17 protein-coding genes and 1 riboswitch are annotated in these 16,139 nt (G+C 73.9%); of the genes, 7 read left to right on the top strand and 10 right to left on the bottom strand.

Annotation, left to right across the window (positions count from 1 at the left end):
* Positions 1 to 82 precede the first annotated feature (82 nt).
* Both ACIGAN_RS24665 and ACIGAN_RS24660 read left to right on the top strand, forming a co-directional pair.
* Positions 83 to 2,542: a SpoIIE family protein phosphatase gene (locus ACIGAN_RS24665; RefSeq protein WP_399860554.1), complete on the top strand. Its 2,460-nt coding sequence runs from the start codon at positions 83 to 85 to the stop codon at positions 2,540 to 2,542.
* A 66-nt stretch (positions 2,543 to 2,608) separates the two neighbouring features.
* Positions 2,609 to 3,847 carry a PP2C family protein-serine/threonine phosphatase gene (locus ACIGAN_RS24660; RefSeq protein ID WP_399860551.1) on the top strand — a complete coding sequence of 413 codons (1,239 nt, stop codon included), beginning with the start codon at positions 2,609 to 2,611 and terminating at the stop codon, positions 3,845 to 3,847.
* Positions 3,848 to 3,850: 3 nt separating this feature from the next.
* Here ACIGAN_RS24660 and ACIGAN_RS24655 read toward each other — a convergent pair whose 3' ends face one another.
* A complete protein-coding gene (locus ACIGAN_RS24655; protein ID WP_399860549.1) occupies positions 3,851 to 4,306 on the bottom strand; it encodes an RpiB/LacA/LacB family sugar-phosphate isomerase in 456 nt (151 codons plus the stop codon).
* Between the two features lie 228 nt (positions 4,307 to 4,534).
* Between ACIGAN_RS24655 and ACIGAN_RS24650 the strand changes: the two genes are divergently transcribed.
* Positions 4,535 to 5,251, top strand: a complete 717-nt coding sequence (locus ACIGAN_RS24650) for a lysophospholipid acyltransferase family protein (RefSeq protein ID WP_365744472.1) — start codon at positions 4,535 to 4,537, stop codon at positions 5,249 to 5,251.
* 86 nt (positions 5,252 to 5,337) lie between these two features.
* Here ACIGAN_RS24650 and ACIGAN_RS24645 read toward each other — a convergent pair whose 3' ends face one another.
* From ACIGAN_RS24645 to ACIGAN_RS24610, 8 genes are all read right to left on the bottom strand, one after another.
* Positions 5,338 to 6,939, bottom strand: a complete 1,602-nt coding sequence (locus tag ACIGAN_RS24645) for an alpha/beta hydrolase (protein WP_365088994.1) — start codon at positions 6,937 to 6,939, stop codon at positions 5,338 to 5,340.
* 130 nt (positions 6,940 to 7,069) lie between these two features.
* Positions 7,070 to 7,843, bottom strand: a complete 774-nt coding sequence (locus tag ACIGAN_RS24640; RefSeq protein WP_399860545.1) for an urease accessory protein UreD — start codon at positions 7,841 to 7,843, stop codon at positions 7,070 to 7,072.
* Complete coding sequence (gene ureG / locus ACIGAN_RS24635; RefSeq protein WP_365744931.1) at positions 7,825 to 8,508, bottom strand: urease accessory protein UreG; 684 nt, start codon at positions 8,506 to 8,508, stop codon at positions 7,825 to 7,827. Before ureG ends, ACIGAN_RS24640 begins: the two co-directional genes overlap by 19 nt.
* A gap of 119 nt (positions 8,509 to 8,627) precedes the next feature.
* A complete protein-coding gene (locus ACIGAN_RS24630; RefSeq protein WP_365088999.1) occupies positions 8,628 to 9,302 on the bottom strand; it encodes an urease accessory protein UreF in 675 nt (224 codons plus the stop codon).
* A 13-nt stretch (positions 9,303 to 9,315) separates the two neighbouring features.
* Complete coding sequence (locus tag ACIGAN_RS24625; RefSeq protein ID WP_399860542.1) at positions 9,316 to 11,037, bottom strand: urease subunit alpha; 1,722 nt, start codon at positions 11,035 to 11,037, stop codon at positions 9,316 to 9,318.
* On the bottom strand, positions 11,030 to 11,341 hold the full coding sequence (locus ACIGAN_RS24620) for an urease subunit beta (protein ID WP_365744935.1): 312 nt from the start codon (positions 11,339 to 11,341) through the stop codon (positions 11,030 to 11,032). The genes ACIGAN_RS24625 and ACIGAN_RS24620 overlap by 8 nt, the downstream gene beginning before the upstream one ends.
* An 8-nt stretch (positions 11,342 to 11,349) precedes the next feature.
* Positions 11,350 to 11,652, bottom strand: coding sequence for an urease subunit gamma (locus ACIGAN_RS24615; protein ID WP_365089004.1), 303 nt, complete (start codon positions 11,650 to 11,652; stop codon positions 11,350 to 11,352).
* Positions 11,653 to 11,765: 113 nt separating this feature from the next.
* Entirely contained in the window at positions 11,766 to 12,413 is a 648-nt protein-coding gene (locus ACIGAN_RS24610) for a TetR/AcrR family transcriptional regulator (protein WP_399860539.1), read from the bottom strand.
* Between the two features lie 136 nt (positions 12,414 to 12,549).
* Between ACIGAN_RS24610 and ACIGAN_RS24605 the strand changes: the two genes are divergently transcribed.
* Positions 12,550 to 13,545 carry an ABC transporter permease gene (locus ACIGAN_RS24605; RefSeq protein ID WP_399860536.1) on the top strand — a complete coding sequence of 332 codons (996 nt, stop codon included), beginning with the start codon at positions 12,550 to 12,552 and terminating at the stop codon, positions 13,543 to 13,545.
* Between the two features lie 107 nt (positions 13,546 to 13,652).
* Here ACIGAN_RS24605 and ACIGAN_RS24600 read toward each other — a convergent pair whose 3' ends face one another.
* Positions 13,653 to 13,940 (bottom strand): type II toxin-antitoxin system Phd/YefM family antitoxin, encoded by a 288-nt coding sequence (locus ACIGAN_RS24600; protein WP_399860534.1) that lies wholly within the window; start codon positions 13,938 to 13,940, stop codon positions 13,653 to 13,655.
* Positions 13,941 to 14,036: 96 nt separating this feature from the next.
* On the opposite strand from ACIGAN_RS24600, the gene ACIGAN_RS24595 reads away from it, so the two are divergent.
* From ACIGAN_RS24595 to ACIGAN_RS24585, 3 genes are all read left to right on the top strand, one after another.
* Positions 14,037 to 14,672: an ATP-dependent Clp protease proteolytic subunit gene (locus ACIGAN_RS24595; protein ID WP_399860531.1), complete on the top strand. Its 636-nt coding sequence runs from the start codon at positions 14,037 to 14,039 to the stop codon at positions 14,670 to 14,672.
* Positions 14,673 to 14,678: 6 nt separating this feature from the next.
* Positions 14,679 to 14,987, top strand: a complete 309-nt coding sequence (locus ACIGAN_RS24590) for a hypothetical protein (RefSeq protein ID WP_399860528.1) — start codon at positions 14,679 to 14,681, stop codon at positions 14,985 to 14,987.
* Between the two features lie 336 nt (positions 14,988 to 15,323).
* Positions 15,324 to 15,536: riboswitch (cyclic di-AMP (ydaO/yuaA leader) on the top strand.
* Positions 15,537 to 15,539: 3 nt separating this feature from the next.
* A complete protein-coding gene (locus tag ACIGAN_RS24585) occupies positions 15,540 to 16,013 on the top strand; it encodes a C40 family peptidase (RefSeq protein WP_365089015.1) in 474 nt (157 codons plus the stop codon).
* The last annotated feature ends 126 nt before the right edge of the window (positions 16,014 to 16,139 follow it).

Below are 16,139 nucleotides of genomic sequence, written 5' to 3'. Positions count from 1 at the left end.
GCACAAGCCGCCCGCTTTCACCGGAAGGGTGAAGATGGGGGCAAGAGGTGGTAGACCACTCTCAGCGACAGAGAGGTCGGCCGTGGGCGCAGACGAGGAGTACGGCACTGCCCGGCAGCGGTTCGACGTGGCCGACGCGGCGCCCCTGCTGCTCGATCCGCAGGGCGTGGTGACGGGCTGGACCGACGACGCCCGGCGTCTGCTGGGGTACCGGGCCGGTGAGGCGGTGGGCCGGAAACTCGCCGACCTGCTGGTCGCGGAGGACGCGCAGCGGGTGCCGGACCTGGTCGAGCGGTGCCGCAGGGACGGCGGCTGGCGCGGGTTGCTGACGGCCCGCCGCAAGGACGGGGGGCCGGTGCGGGTCGCGGCCCGGATCGCCCCGGCCGAGGAGGCCCACGGCGGCTTCCGCTGGCTGGTGCTGCTGTCGGAGCTGGCCGGCGCACCCGGCTGGGACATGAGCCGTACGGTGCTGGAGCGAATGGTCTCCGACGCCCCGGTGGGGATCGCGATCGTGGACACGGACCTGCGGTTCGTGTGGTCCAACACCGCCCTGGAGCAGTTCGGCGGCGGACCGGCCCCGCGCCGGCTCGGTCTGCGGTTCGCGGACGTGCAGCCGGGTCTGGACGCGCAGGCGGTCGAGGCGCAGATGCGGCACGTGCTGGAGACGGGCGAGCCGGTCGTCGGCTACGAGCACGTGGGGCATGTGCGGTCGGCGCCGCTGCGGGAGACGGCGCACATGCTGTCCTTCACCCGCCTGGAGGACGACCGGGGCAACCCGATAGGCGTCTACTACACGGTCGTGGACATGACCGAGCGGCACCGGGCGCGGCAGCGGCTGGCGCTGCTGGACCGGGCCGGTGAGAACATCGGCCGCAGCCTGGACCTGATGCGCACCGCGCAGGAGCTGGCCGACGTGGCGGTGCCGGGACTGGCCGACTTCGTCTCCGTGGACCTGCTGGAGACGGTGCTGGGCGGCGGTGAGCTGGCGCCCGGGCCGCTGCCGGACACGGCGGAGCCGGTGGCGCTGCGCCGCGCGGGCCACCGCTGCGCGGACGACGATCTGCCGGCGGTGGTGGTGCCGGTCGGTGACGTGGCGACCTACCCGGCCGGCTCGCCCCCGGTGCGCTGCCTGACCTCGGGCCGGTCCTGGCGCGCGGAGCGGCTCGACCCGTCGGCCCGGGACTGGACGACCGACGCCCCGGGCGGCCGCCGGGCCACCTTCCGGGAACTGGGCCTGCACAGCGTGATGACCGTGCCGATCCGGTCGCGCGGCACCACCCTGGGCGTCACCGGCTTCTACCGGCGCACCCACCGCGAACCCTTCGACGCGGAGGACCTGCGCCTGGCGGAGGACCTCGTCGCCCGCGCGGCCGTCTGCCTGGACAACGCCCACCGCTACACCCGCGAGCGGGACGCCGCGCTCGTCCTGCAGCGCAGTCTGCTCCCCCACCGGCTGCCCGAGCAGGACGCCGTCGAGGTCGCCGCGTGCTACCGGCCGGCGGACGAACTGACCGGGCTGGGCGGCGACTGGTACGACCTGATCCCGCTGTCCGGGGCGCGGGTCGCGCTCGTCGTGGGCGAGGTGCCCGGGCACGGCATCGACGCCGCGGCGGCCATGGGGCAGCTGCGGACCGCCGTGCGGACCCTGGCCGCGCTGGATCTGCCGCCCGAGGAGGTGCTGGCGCACCTGGACGACCTGGTGGCACGGTCCGCGCGGGAGGAGGGGGCCGAGCCGGGGGCGGGGGGCGCCGGCGGCGGGCGGTCCGTGGGCGCCGGATGCCTGTACGCCGTGTACGACCCGGTCGACGGCGGGTGTGCGATGGCCGCGGCGGGCCAGCCGGCCCCGGCGGTGGTGCGGCCCGACGGTTCGGTCGCGTTCGTCGATCTCCCGCAGGGCCCGTCGCTCGGCGTGGGCGGCCCGCCCTTCGAGGCGGTCGAGCTGACCCTGCCGGAGGGCAGCACGCTCGCCCTGCACACCGACGGGCTGCTGGCCCGCGGCGAGACCTGGGCCGTCGACGCCGGCCGGGAGCGGCTGCGCCGGGCGCTGGAACAGGCGGGTCCGCTCGACACGCACTGCCGGACGGTGGTCGACGCCCTGGTGCCGGCCCGTCCGTACGACGACGTGGCCCTGCTGATGGCCCGGACGAAACGTCTCGGCAGCGGGCAGGTGGCGGCGTGGGAACTGCCCTCCGACCCGGCCGTGGTCGCCGAGGCCCGCCGCACGGCCACCCGGCAGCTGGCGCGCTGGGGCCTGGACGAGCTGGTCTTCACCACGGAGCTGGTGGTCAGCGAGCTGGTCACCAACGCCATCCGGTACTCCTCCGGGCCCATCCGGCTCCGGCTGATCCGGGAGCGCGCCCTGGTGTGCGAGGTGTTCGACAGCGGCGCCACCGCACCCCATCTGCGCCACCCTCGCACGACGGACGAGGGCGGGCGCGGACTGCTGCTGGTGTCCCAGCTCACCCAGCGGTGGGGCACCCGCTTCATCCCCGAAGGGAAGATCATCTGGGCCGAGCAGCCGCTGACGCCCGCCGCGGAGTGACACCCGGCGGCGTTCGTCCATACCGTGCGAAACTGGTGTGATTCAGGCAGCGGTGAGGCGGTGGCCATGGCGGAGGCGGCGATCGACTACGCGGCGGTGTTCCAGTCCCTGCCCGGCATGGTGGCACTCCTGACGCCCGAGCTGGTGTACGCGGACGTCAACGAGGAGTTCGTCCGGGGCACCGGCCGCTCCCGCGCGCGGCTGGTCGGCCGCCATGTCTTCGACGTCTTCCCCGACAACCCCAACGACCCGGCCGCGACCGGCATGCGCAACCTGGAGGCCTCGCTGTACCGGGTCCTGGCCACCGGCGAGCGCGACACCATGGCGCTGCAGCGCTACGACGTCGAGCATGCGGACCGCCCCGGCGAGTGGGAGGAGCGGTACTGGAGCCCGGTGAACACCCCGGTGCTGGGCCCCGACGGGAAGGTGGTGCTGATCGTGCACCGCGTCGAGGAGGTCACGGAGCTGTTCCGCGCCCGGGGCCGCACCGGGGGCCGCAACGGCCGCGCGCGGGTGCTGGAGGCGGAGCTGTACACCCGCGCCCGTGAGCTGCAGGAGCTCAACGAGCGGCTGCGGCGGGCGCACTCCCGGGAGCGGGAGGTGGCGCTGGCGCTGCAGGAGGCGATGCTGCCCGCACGGCGCCAGGTCAGCCGCCACCACCGGGCCGCCGTCCGCTACCGCCCGGCCGTGGGCGCGCTCAACGTCTGCGGGGACTGGTACGACCTGGTCGACCTGGTCGGCGGCCGCCGGATCGGCGTGTCCGTGGGCGACGTGGTCGGGCACGGGCTGGCGGCGGCCGGTGTCATGGGGCAGCTGCGCAGCGCGCTCAGCGCGGCCTCCCGGGTCGCCGCGGGCCCGGCCCAGGCGCTGGACGTGCTCGGGCGCTACGCGCATGTGGTCGACGGCGCCGAGTCGGCGACGGCGGTGACGACCTTCATCGACTTCGACCGGCGCACCATCGCCTACAGCAGCGCCGGCCACCCCCCGCCCGTGCTGGTCCACCCGGACGGCCGCACGCGTTTCCTCGACCGGGCCACGGACACACCGCTCGACGCCCGGCCCGATCCGATCCCGCGGCCCCAGGCGGAGACCCGGTTCGCGCCGGGCGCCACCCTGGTGCTCTACACCGACGGCCTGATCGAGCGGCGCCGTGAGGACATCGACGCGGGGCTGGCCCGCCTCGCCGACGCCCTGCGCCGCCACCGCGACCAGGACCCGGAGACCCTCGCCGACACCGTGCTGCTGGAACTGCTGCCGCCCGGCGGCGCCACGGACGACACGGCGCTGGTCATCGTGCGGCTGTGACCGTCACATCCGGGTCCTGCCGTGGTCGAGCAGGCGCACCCGGTCCACGTTCTGCCGGTCCTCGGCGTCCGTGCTGGGCGCTCCCCCGAACCAGGCGTCGAGGATCTCCTTCAGCAGCGGCTCGGACGTCAGCCGCAGACTGAGGGCGAGCACGTTGGCGTCGTTCCAGCGGCGCGCCCCGTCGGCCGTGTAGGCGTCCGTGCACAGGGCCGCCCGGACGCCGGGCACCTTGTTGGCGGCGATCGAGGCGCCCGTGCCGGTCCAGCAGCACACCACGGCCTGGTCGGCCGTCCCGTCGGCGACCTCGCGGGCCGCGGCCTCGGAGCACACCGCCCACTGCGGGTCGTCGCCGGGGCGGAGCGCGCCGTGCGGGCGCACCTCGTGCCCCCGGTCGCGCAGCGCGGCCACGAGGGAGCGGGCGACGGGCTCGTCCATGTCCGAGGAAACAGAGATGCGCATGCTCCGCAGATTACTCGGCGGGGCCGCGCGGGCCAGGGGCCGGACAGGCACCCCGCGCCGTGCCGCAACCTGACTGACCATCAGTCAAAGCGTGAAGGATCCGCGCGGCCCTGCCGCACGAGGTGCCCGGCGACTGCCCCTGCACCTACACTGGCACCCCACGACATGCCGGTTGACCTGCTGGAACGCGGCGGTTGAGTCCCCCGCCCGAGTCGAGGAGCGCCCGCTTTGTTCTACTACCTGCTGAAATACGTGCTGCTGGGTCCGCTGCTGAGACTGGTCTTCCGGCCTCGAATAGAGGGTCTGGAGCACGTGCCGGCGGAGGGCGCCGCGATCATCGCCGGCAACCACCTGTCGTTCTCCGACCACTTCCTGATGCCCGCCGTCCTCAAGCGGCGCATCACCTTCCTCGCGAAGGCCGAGTACTTCACCGGCCCGGGGATCAAGGGCCGCCTGACGGCCTTCTTCTTCCGCAGCGCGGGGCAGATCCCCGTCGACCGCTCCGGCAAGGACGCGGGGCAGGCGGCCATCCGCGAGGGCCTCGGCGTGCTGGGCAGGGACGAGTTGCTCGGCATCTACCCCGAGGGCACCCGTTCGCACGACGGCCGCCTGTACAAGGGCAAGGTCGGGGTCGCGGTGATGGCCCTCAAGGCCGGTGTCCCGGTCGTGCCCTGCGCGATGATCGGCACGTTCGAGGCGCAGCCGCCCGGCAAGGTCATCCCGAACATCCACCCGGTCGTGATCCGCTTCGGCGAGCCCCTCGACTTCTCCCGCTACGAGGGCATGGAGAACGAGAAGGCCGTCCTGCGCGCCATCACCGACGAGATCATGTACGCGATCCTGTCGCTGTCCGAGCAGGAGTACGTGGACCGGTACGCGGCCGACGTGAAGGCCGAGGAGGCCGCGGCCAGACAGCGCAAGTTCCGGCGGAGCGCGCAGGGTTGACCTCCGCCCGCGTCGTCCTCGCGGCGAGGGCATGAGTGTGGGGCGGCCGGAGATCCGGCCGCCCCACGTCATCGCCCGCGGTGCCGCTACGGCTTCGGCGTGGCGTGCGGCGCGCACGTCACGTCCGCGCCGTCCAGTTCGCCCGTGAGCAGGTAGGCGTCGACCCGCGTGTTGATGCACGGGTTGGTCAGGCCGGTGACGCCGTGGGAGCCGGCGTCCTTCTCGGTGATCAGGCGCGAGCCCTTGAACCGCTGGTGCAGTTCGACGGCACCCTCGTACGGGGTGGCCGCGTCACGCTCGGACTGCACGATCAGCACCGGTGGCAGGCCCTTGCCGGTCTTCACGTTCAGCGGCGTCTGCTGCTTGACCGGCCAGGTGGCGCACGGGAGGTTCATCCACGCGTTGGCCCAGGTGAGGAACGGGTGGTCCCGGTGGAGCCGGGTGTTGTCCCGGTCCCACTTCCGCCAGCTGGTGGGCCACTTGGCGTCGGCGCACTCCACGGCCGTGTACACGGCGTTGCCGTTCTCGGAGGCGGCGTTGCCCGCGGTGTCCGACAGGTCGGGCGCGGCGGCGTCGACGAGCGCCTGGGTGTCCCCGGCGACGTACTTGCTGAAGACCGAGGCGACCGGCGCCCAGGAGGAGTCGTAGTACGGGGCGCCCTGGAAGAAGGAGATCAGCTCGGCCGGGCCGACGACCCCGCCGATGGGGCTCTTCTTCGCGGTGGCGCGCAGCTTCAGCCACTGCTGCTCGACCTCGGCGCGGGTGTCGCCGAGGTGGTAGGTCGCGTCGTTCTTCGCGACCCAGTCCTGCCAGTCCTTCCAGCGGCCCTCGAAGGCGACGTCCTGGTCCAGGTTGGCCTGGTACCAGATCTTCTCGCGGGAGGGGTTGACGACGCTGTCGACGACCATGCGGCGCACGTGGCCGGGGAAGAGCGTGCCGTAGACGGCGCCGAGGTAGGTGCCGTAGGAGACGCCGAGGAAGTTGAGCTTCTTCTCGCCGAGGGCGGCGCGGATGACGTCGAGGTCGCGCGCGGTGTTCGGCGTGGTCATGTGCGGCAGCATCCAGCCGCTGCGCTCCGCGCACCCCTCGGCGTACTCGCGGGCCAGCTTGCGCTGGGCGAGCTTGTCGGCCTCGGAGTCCGGCACCGGGTCCGGCTTGGGCGCCTTGACGAACTCCTGCGGGTCGACGCAGGAGATCGGCGTCGACTTGCCGACGCCGCGCGGGTCGAAGCCCACGAAGTCGTACGCCTTGGCCGCGTTGGCCCAGATCGGGTTCTTGTTGGTGACCCGGGCCGGGAAGCGCAGCCCGGAGCCGCCGGGGCCACCGGGGTTGTAGATGAGCGCGCCCTGCCGCTCGGCCTTCGTGCCCGTGTTGCCGATGCGGTCCACGGCGAGCTTGATCTGCTTGCCGTACGGCTTGGCGTAGTCGAGCGGCACGGTGACGTACCCGCACTGGATCGGCTTGGCCAGGTTCCAGTCGGCGGGGCAGTCCTGCCAGTCGATGCCGGCTCGCGCGGCGCGGTCGGCGGCGATGGCGGCGCCCCGGGCCTCGCGGTCCTGGCCGGGGCCGCTGCCCGCGCTCGCGTTCGCCGTGGGCGCCGCGACGGCGCCGGCTATCAGCGTGGCCGTGACGAGCGCGCCGGCCGAGCCGAGCGCCGCCACCCGCCTCTTCGGTCTCGTACCCCTCAAGTGGGACCTCCCCGTACGAAGTTGCGATCAGTACGGGGGATCCTTGCCGGTGCGAGGGTCCCGGCGACAGGGGCGGGCGCCCTTCTTTGCCAATCCGATAAACGGAGCACCGCTTCTGCTGGGCGGACGGCTACCCGAGCAGCGCGAGGGCCTCGTCGAGCAGCCGCCGCAGCTTCAGGGCGTCCGGGGCCACCGCGGTGACCAGGGCGGCGGGGCCGGCGAGCGGCATGAGCGCCGCGGTCGGGCCGAGCATCGCGCCCTCCACCGGCTCGATGGCGAACTCCGGACGAACCACCACGAGTTGCCCCACCGCCCGGTGCCCGGCGAGGACGGCCGGTCCGTCCCAGCCGCCCGGCGCCCCGGGCCCGCAGGCCAGTTCCTGGTCGAGCACGAGCCGCCCGGCCACCCGCACGGCCAGCCGGCTGGTGAGGCGTCCGGGCCGTTCACCGGCCCGCCCCAGCACCTGCTCCTCGCGCAGCACGAGCCGGGCCGTCGCGGCGAGTTCGACCCGGGTCGTGACGTACAGGTCACTGCCCTGCGCGGAGATCAACTGTTCGGGCAGCCAGTGCAGTTCGGCGTGGTCGGCGACGTCGAGCCGGACGTCGTAGCGGGCCTCGCCCTTGCTCTGGCCGGGCAGCGCGATGGTCGCGGCGGCCGACCCGACGGACAGCCGCGCACCGTGGCCGACCCGGCCGCGCACGGTGAAGTGGTCGCCGCCGAGCGGGCCGCTCATGGCGCCGACCAGCATGACCCGCGCGCCGGCGCCGGTGGCCCGGGTGCGCCGCAGCGCCAGCGGCCCGTCGCTCTCCAGTACGGGCAGCGCGGTCCCGCCCCGGCCGTCGTCCCGGGCGGCGAACCGCGCCACGGACCGCACCCCGGCCGCGTTCACGCCCCGGCCGTCCACGCGGCGAGCCGGCCCCGCACCCACGCGGCGACGTCGGCGACGCCGCTCTCGCCGCGCAGCGACTGGAAGACCACCGGCAGATCGCCGCGCTGCGCCTTGGCGTCGGCCGCCATGCGCGCCAGGTCGGAGCCGACGTGCGGGGCGAGGTCGGTCTTGTTCACGACGAGCAGGTCGGCGGTGGTGACGCCGGGTCCGCCCTTGCGCGGGATGTCGTCGCCCCCGGCCACGTCGATGACGAAGATCTGCGCGTCGACGAGCCCTTGGGAGAAGGTGGCGGTGAGGTTGTCCCCGCCGGACTCCACGAGCACCAGGTCCAGCGGCCCGGCCGCCTCCTCCAGATCCTCCACCGCCTCCAGGTTCGCCGAGATGTCGTCCCGGATCGCGGTGTGCGGGCAGGCCCCCGTCTCGACGGCGGTGATCCGCTCGGGCGGCAGGACGGCCTCCCGGAGCAGGAACTCGGCGTCCTCCCGCGTGTAGATGTCGTTGGTGACGACGGCGAGCGCCAGTTCGTCGCGCAGCGCCCGGCAGAGCGCGGCGACGGTGGCGGTCTTCCCCGAGCCCACGGGACCGCCGAGTCCGATGCGCAGAGCTCGGCGGCCGCCGTCGGGGCGGCGGGCGTCGGCGCTCACCGCGGCGGGGCCGTCGTGGTCGTGGTCGAGGTGCATGTGCGGCTCCTGGTGGTGCGGGCCCGGGTGGCGGGCGGCGGACTGTGCGGTGACGGGTCTGGTACCGGGTGCGGGCGGGCGGGGGCCGGTCGCGCGGTTCCGCGCTCCCCCGGGGGCGGCTAGGAGGCGAACAGCCGTACGGGCCAGCCCGCGTGCCGCTCCGCGCCGATCTCCAGCAGCGGCGCGGAAGCGGCGGGCAGCGCGTCGGCCCCTTCGTCGACGACCCTCCGGGCCGCCTCGACCGCCCGGTCGGCGACCCGGTCCAGCTCGGGGGCCAGCCGGGCCAGCACCCTCGTCGCGTCGAAGGGGTCCAGGCTCAGCAGCCGCACCGTCGCCGTGGCCGGTCCGCTCACGCTCTCGTACGCCGCGCAGTACGCCGCGTCCACCGGCCCCAGGCCCGCCGCCCGCGCCGTGAGTCCGAGGACCACCGGCTGATGCGCGCCCTTGGGGAACTCCCGGCCCAGGGCGTCCAGTTCGGCGGACGGCCACGTGGCCCGGGCGGCCCGCATCAGCTGCCGTCCGAGCCTGCGCGCGGCGGCCCGCAGCGCGGGCGAGGGCGTACGGGCGTCGGCCGCGCCGTCCAGCGTGACCGGGTCGATGCCGAGCGCCGCGGCCGCCGCGAGCGCCGCCGACACCAGCCCGGCCGTGTGCAGCCGCCCCCGGCAGAAGTCCGCCAGGCTCGCCGCCCCGCTGATCCGCCCGGCCTCGACGGCCTCCTCGGCCCCGCCGGAGTGCGCGTGACCACCGGCGGGGAACCGGCCGTCGGCCAGGACGAGCAGTGCCGCACGTGACATCGGGACCCCGCCGTCAGAAGAGGAAGTAGCGCTGGGCCATGGGCAGTTCGGCCGCGGGCGTCGCCTCGACCAGCTCTCCGTCGATGTGCACGGCGAAGCTGTCGGGATCGACCCGCACGTCGGGCCGCGCGTCGTTCTCGCGCATGTCGGCCTTGGTGACCGAGCGGGTCGACTCGATGGCCACGAACCGCTTGCCGAGCCCCAGCCGTTCCGGCAGCCCGTCCTCCACGGCCAAGGGAGCGACGAAGTTGACGGAGTTGGCCGCGGGCGCCCGGCCGATCGCGCCGAACATGGGGCGCGGCAGGACCGGTTGCGGGGTCGGGATGGAGGCGTTCGCGTCGCCCATCTGCGCGTACGCGATCTGCCCGCCCTTGACGACAAGGTGCGGCTTGACGCCGAAGAACGCGGGCTCCCAGAGCACCAGGTCGGCCAGTTTGCCGCGCTCCACCGACCCGATCTCACGGGCGAGGCCCTGCGCGAGCGCGGGGTTGATCGTGTACTTGGCGACGTAGCGGCGCACCCGGTGGTTGTCGGCCCGGCCGTCGCCGGGCAGCGCGCCGCGCCGCCGCTTCATCACGTGGGCGGTCTGCCAGGTCCGCAGCACCACCTCGCCCACGCGGCCCATCGCCTGCGCGTCGGAGGAGATGATGGAGATCGCGCCGAGGTCGTGCAGCACGTCCTCGGCGCCGATGGTCGAGGGCCTGATCCGGGACTCGGCGAACGCCAGGTCCTCCGGCACGGCCGGGTTGAGGTGGTGACACACCATCAGCATGTCGAGGTGTTCCTCGGCGGTGTTGACGGTGAAGGGCCGGGTCGGGTTGGTGGAGCTGGGCAGCACGTGCGCCTCGGAGACCACGGTCATGATGTCCGGCGCGTGCCCGCCGCCCGCGCCCTCGGTGTGGTAGGCGTGGATGCCCCGGCCGGCGACGGCGGCGAGCGTGTCGCCGACGAACCCGGCCTCGTTCAGGGTGTCCGTGTGGATGGCGACCTGGATGCCCGTGCGCTCGGCGACGGTCAGCGAGGCGTCGATGACGGCCGGGGTGGAGCCCCAGTCCTCGTGCAGCTTCAGCCCGAGCGCGCCGCCCCGGATCTGCGACAGCATCGCCTCGTGGGAGACGGTGTTGCCCTTGCCGAGCAACCCGATGTTGAGCGGGTGGGCCTCCATCGCCTCCAGCATCCGGGCCAGGTGCCAGGGGCCGGGGGTCACGGTCGTCGCCTTGGAGCCCTCCGCCGGGCCGGTGCCGCCGCCGACCAGGGTGGTGATGCCCGAGGCCAGGGCCTCGTCCGCGATCTGGGGGCAGATGAAGTGGACGTGCGCGTCGATCGCGCCGGCCGTGAGGATCCGCCCGTTGCCGGCGATGATCTCGGTCTCCGGGCCGATGACCAGGTCCGGGTGGACGCCGTCCATGGTGTCGGGGTTGCCGGCCTTGCCGATGCCGGTGATGCGGCCGTCGCGGATGCCGACATCGGCCTTGACGATCCCCCAGTGGTCGATGATCACCGCGCCGGTGATCACGGTGTCCGGGGTACCCTCCGCCCGGGTGGCGCGCGACTGGCCCATGGACTCGCGGATGACCTTGCCGCCGCCGAACACGGCCTCGTCCCCGGCACGCCCGGGCCCGCCGGAGCGGTCCTCCTCGATCTCCACGAGCAGGTCGGTGTCGGCGAGCCGGATCCGGTCGCCGGTCGTCGGGCCGAACAGGTCGGCGTACGCGGCACGCGAGAGCTCAGGCATCGAGGGCACCTCCGGTCTCCCCGCGCAGGCCGGGCACGACCCGGGCGCCGGTGAGCGGGACGAGTTCGACGTCGACGGGGATCCCGGGCTCGAAGCGCACGGCCGTGCCGGCGGCGGCGTTCAGCCGCTTGCCGCGCGCCGCCGCGCGGTCGAACTCCAGGCCGGGGTTGGCCTCGGCGAAGTGGTAGTGGGAGCCGACCTGGACGGGCCGGTCGGCGGCGTTGAGGACGGTGAGCCGGGTGATCTCACGGCCCTCGTTGCAGGCGATCGGGTCCTCGGCGAAGAGGAACTCTCCGGGGATCACGCGGCCCCTCAGACGATCGGCTCGTGGACGGTGACGAGCTTGGTGCCGTCCGGGAAGGTGGCCTCGACCTGGACGTCGTGGATCATCTCCGGGACGCCCTCCATGACGTCGTCCCGGGTGAGCAGCGTGCGTCCGGAGGACATGAGTTCGGCGACGGTGCGGCCGTCGCGCGCGCCTTCGAGGACGTGCGACGTGATGAGGGCGATCGCCTCGGGGTGGTTGAGCCGCAGGCCGCGGGCCCGGCGCTTCCCGGCGACGTCGGCCGCCACGTGGATCAGCAGTCGCTCTTGTTCGTGCGGGGTCAGCTGCACGTCCCACCTCACAGTCCTCGCTCCGGACCGTGCGGGGCCCGGGTGCCGCGGCCACGGGGCAAAGTGCCAGGTGGCGTGGAGCGGCAGGCTAGTTGGACCGCGTTTCGGGCAGGTTAACCGGGCTGTGATCCCCCGGCCGGGGCGCGGCCGTCCGGCATGCTCATCAGGGCCCGCAGCCCGTCACGGAGGATCTCGACCGGGGCGGGCCCGAAGAGGGACTGCTGGGCGATGAACCCGAGCACGGCGGCGATCATCGTGCGGGCCACGTGGTCCGGCTCGACCTCCGGGCGCATCATCCCGGCCCGCTGGTAGTCCTCCACGATCTTCGCCCAGGCCGCGCGGACGGAGCCGTAGCCCTCCCTGAGGACGGCCGCCAGTTCCTCGTTGCGCAGCGTCTCCGGCCACACCTGGATCACGAGGCGCGGGAGGGCGGGCCTGCCGTCGAGGACCAGGGACTCGCGGGCGGCGAGCACCGTGCCGAGGACGGTGGCGACGAGTTCGTCCGGCGGCGGGGGCGGACTCTGGCGCAGCGCGTCCTCGAAGGCGGCGCGGACCGAGCCGAGCACCTCGTTGACGATCGCGCCGATCAGTTCCTCCTTGCCGCTGAAGTAGCGGTAGACCGCGCCGGCGGAGAGGCCGACCTCCTTCAGCACGTCCTGCATGGACGTGGCATGGAAGCCGTTGCGGGCGAAGCAGAGCGCGGCGCCGTCGAGGATCTGGCGGCGGCGGGCGTCGAGGTGTTCCTGGGACACGCGGGCCATGGTCCACAACGTAAAACGAATATTCATTCTTGACAACCCACGACCGGCGGAGCACGGTGGTGGCAGAGCAAAACGAACGATCCTTCTTTTTAAGTCGACCGCCGTCCGGCCGGTCCGCCGCTCGCAGGAGACCCTCATGTCCCACACCCCGAACCGCCGACTGATCGCGGTCGTCGTCCTCGTTCCCGTCCTGGCCGCCCTCGCCCTATGGGCCTTCGCCTGGCCCGCCGCCCGCACCGCGCCCCGCGACCTGCCGCTGGGCGTCGCCGGACCGTCCGCCGCGGCGGACCGGCTGGAGCGGGAGCTGGCGGGACACGAGGGCGCGTTCGAGATCCACCGCTACACCGACGAGGCCGCCGCCCGGGACGCCGTGGAGGATCGCGCGGTGTACGGCGCGCTGGTGGTCACGCCCCAGGGGCCGAAGCTGCTCACGGCCTCCGCCGCGGGCCCGGCCGTGGCGCAACTGCTCCAGCAGGCGGTGACCGGTCCGGCCGCCGCGCAGGGCACGCGGGTCAGGACGGTCGACGTGGTGGCCGCTCCCGAGAGCGACCCGCGGGGCGCGGCGCTCACCGCGTCCGTCCTGCCCCTGGCGCTGGCCGGCATCGCGGCGGGCGCGGTGGTCACCCTGCTCGGACTGCGCGGGACGCGGGCCGCCGCGGCGCTGCTCGGGGCCTCCGCCCTGGTGGGCGTGATCGCGGCCGGGATCGCACACAGCTGGCTCGGGGTGCTCACCGGCGACTGGTGGGCGGAGGCGGCCGTGCTCGGACTGTCGTCGCTGGCGGTCAGCGGCGCCGTGGCCGGACTCGCCGCGCTGATGGGCCCCGCCGGCATCGGCGTCGCCGCTGGTGTGGTGATGCTGCTCGGCAACCCCTTCTCCGGCGCCGCGTCGGCACCGCAGATGCTGCCCGAGCCGGCCGGCGCGATCGGCCAGTGGCTGCCGCCCGGCGCGGGCACGACCCTGCTGCGCTCGGTGTCGTACTTCGACGGCGCGGCGGCCACCGGGCCCGCCCTGACGCTGGCCTGGTGGGCGGCGCTGGGCCTGGGTGCCGTGCTGCTCGGCGGGGCGCTGCGCTCGCGCAGGCGGGCCGGGACACCCGCGGCCGACGCGCGGGAACCGATGGCCGTCGGCTAGCCCCAAGTCGGGGCGGCCCGCGGAAGCGGACCGTCCGGACGGAAGCAACCGTGCACCCCTGCCGCAGCGGACGGGCGTGCACGGTCCTGCTCGGGCCGGAGGGCAGGCTAGGCGGGGCCCGGCCCGCGGTGTTCCGCCGCGATCCCGAAGCGCTGCCGTTTGCCGGAGCCGGACGCGACCTCACGGACGGTGGACACCGCGCTGATCACCTGCTCCTCGGCCGGCTCGGCGTGCTCCGGGGCCTCCTCCAGTCGCCGCAGGTCGTCGGCGGAGACGAGGGCGACAAGGGGCTTGCCGTGCCGGGTGACGACGACGCGCTCCCCGGCGTACACCACGCGGTTGATCAGGTCGGCGAGTTCAGCCCTGGCTTGCGTCACCGGAATCTCGTAGGCCATGACCCCAGCATAACGTTCCGTACGTCCTGTACATTTTTTACAGAGACAGCTGTCGCCGTCGCCGGGGACGGCCCTGCCCGCGAGGAGGGGTTCGCCATGGACCGACCGCCCGCCCGCCCCGTGATGCCCGAGTTCACCGGACGCACGGGGGCCGGCCCCCGGCCGACGGATCCGCTCCCCGACCTCCTGGAGGAGCGGATCGTCTTCCTGGGCACGCCGTTGGACGAGACGTCGGCGAACGACGTGATCGCCCGGCTCGTGCACCTGGAGCACCGGGCGCCGGACCGCGACATCTCGCTGTACATCAACGCGCCCGGCGGCAGCTTCCACGCGATGACGGCGATCCACGACACGATGCGGTACCTCTCCTGCGACGTGGAGACGGTCTGCCTGGGCCAGGCGGGCCCGGTCGCCGCGGTGCTGCTGGCGGCGGGCACCCCCGGCAAGCGATGCACGCTGGCACACGCCCGCATGACGCTCCGTCAGCCGGCACTGTCCGAGCCGGTTCAAGGCCGGGCCGGTGATCTGGCCGTCCTAGCCGGCGAACTGACGCGCATGCGGGCGCGCATGGAGGAGTTGCTCGCCCGCCACACCGGCCGCACCCGTGAGCAGGTGAGCGCGGACATCACTCGGGACCGGATCCTCACCGCCGGGGAGGCGGTGGAGTACGGCCTGGTGGACCGGATCGTGCCCGACCGCACGGCCCGCCCGGCCGCGCCGACGGGACGGTGAGGGCCGGTGCTGCCTCCCGAACTGCCTCCGCTGCCCGCCCTGACCCGCGCCGAGGCGGAGTTGATCGACCGCTACCTGGACGTCGTCGACCTGCTCGGCCGCATCAACCCGGCGCTGCCCGGCGACACCTACCGCGGGCTGCGCGCCGCCCAGGCCCTGGTCGGCAAGGCGACCGCGCTGCGGGACGCGCTGGCCGTGATGCACCAGCGGGGCGAGACGGAACTGCACGCCGGCACGCTGGCCCGGGCGCTGCGGGTCCTGGACGGCGAGCGGCGCACGGCGCGGGTCACCCTCCCCCCGGACACCGCGAGTTGAGACGGTTCCGGCCGCCTGGTCGCCCGCGTTGCCGGCGGAGCGTCCGCGACCGAGTCGAAACGGCCCGAACGACGTACCCCTGTTCGGAGTAGACACGGATCCTTTTTTCGGCCCCTCCCGGTTGCGCAACGCGCGTGGCCATGGGACGGAATGGGGCGTTCCCTCCCTGGTCCGGCCGTCCGCGCGGCCGTGGACGGCGGCTCGAACACGGACGTGTCCACCCGAACGGGTGAGTGGTGAGTAACAACACAAATCCCCGGTTCCGTTGGGATTTTGGGACAACCATGCGTCAAGATCCCTGTCTGACGACAAGCCCCCGCCGCAGCGGCGGGGCGATCCGGGCGGACGCCGAGTCCTGCCGCCGCCCGGATGACCGGTCGACAGGAGTGGATCGGCAGGAGTGGAGGACCCAAGCACGACGGGTCGCCGGGACGGTCACGCCATGACCGGGTCCGAGCAGCCCTTGGGGTGAAGCCGCGTCAGCGGCCGGGCAACTTCGCCAGCCCGAATCCGACAGGTCATCCTTCACAGGCGGCTGACGAAGGGTTGCGCATGACTGCGCTCAATCGTGTCCCGTCGCTGATGGTCCGGGCCGGTACGGCCTCGGCCCTCACCATCGCCGCCGTGGGCGGCTCGATCGTGGCGCCCGGCTTCACGTCCGAAGCGGCGGCGGCCACGCCGGCGACGAAGGCACTCCAGATAGCGGCCTCCAAGAAGGGTTCTCCCTACAAGTACGGGGCCACCGGACCGCACCGGTTCGACTGCTCGGGGCTGACGCTGTACGCGTTCAAGAAGGCGGGCAAGAAGCTCCCGCGCACGGCCGCCCAGCAGTACAACAAGACGCGCCACATCTCCGCCAAGAACCGCAAGGCGGGGGACCTGGTGTTCTTCCACTCGGGCAGCAGCGTCTACCACGTGGGTATCTACGCGGGTAAGAACAAGCTCTGGCACTCCCCGAAGAGCGGGGACGTGGTGCGGCTCCAGAAGATCTGGACCAAGAGCGTCTGGTACGGGCGCGTGAAGTGATCCCTCCGGCGTGGGGGGGGGGGGGGGCCCCCCCGCCCCCCCCCCCGCCCCGCCCCCCCGCCCCCCGGCCCCCCCCCCCCCCCCCCCCGCCCCCCCCCCCCCCCCCCCCCCCCCCCCCGACCCCCG

Origin of the sequence: Streptomyces sp. NPDC085931, assembly GCF_044540565.1 — a bacterium.
Taxonomy (GTDB): domain Bacteria; phylum Actinomycetota; class Actinomycetes; order Streptomycetales; family Streptomycetaceae; genus Streptomyces.
The sequence above is the reverse complement of the archived record's forward strand: the minus strand, read 5'-3'. Positions and strand labels throughout refer to the sequence as shown.

Bases quoted from the DNA above. Each gene is read 5' to 3' on its own strand.
- ACIGAN_RS24660 (WP_399860551.1), top strand. From the start codon at position 2,609: ATGGCGGAGGCGGCGATCGACTACGCGGCGGTGTTCCAGTCCCTGCCC.
- ACIGAN_RS24655 (WP_399860549.1), bottom strand. From the start codon at position 4,306: ATGCGCATCTCTGTTTCCTCGGACATGGACGAGCCCGTCGCCCGCTCC.
- ureG (WP_365744931.1), bottom strand. From the start codon at position 8,508: ATGCACCTCGACCACGACCACGACGGCCCCGCCGCGGTGAGCGCCGAC.
- ACIGAN_RS24630 (WP_365088999.1), bottom strand. From the start codon at position 9,302: ATGTCACGTGCGGCACTGCTCGTCCTGGCCGACGGCCGGTTCCCCGCC.
- ACIGAN_RS24625 (WP_399860542.1), bottom strand. From the start codon at position 11,037: ATGCCTGAGCTCTCGCGTGCCGCGTACGCCGACCTGTTCGGCCCGACG.
- ACIGAN_RS24610 (WP_399860539.1), bottom strand. From the start codon at position 12,413: ATGGCCCGCGTGTCCCAGGAACACCTCGACGCCCGCCGCCGCCAGATC.
- ACIGAN_RS24605 (WP_399860536.1), top strand. From the start codon at position 12,550: ATGTCCCACACCCCGAACCGCCGACTGATCGCGGTCGTCGTCCTCGTT.
- ACIGAN_RS24600 (WP_399860534.1), bottom strand. From the start codon at position 13,940: ATGGCCTACGAGATTCCGGTGACGCAAGCCAGGGCTGAACTCGCCGAC.
- ACIGAN_RS24595 (WP_399860531.1), top strand. From the start codon at position 14,037: ATGGACCGACCGCCCGCCCGCCCCGTGATGCCCGAGTTCACCGGACGC.
- ACIGAN_RS24585 (WP_365089015.1), top strand. From the start codon at position 15,540: ATGACTGCGCTCAATCGTGTCCCGTCGCTGATGGTCCGGGCCGGTACG.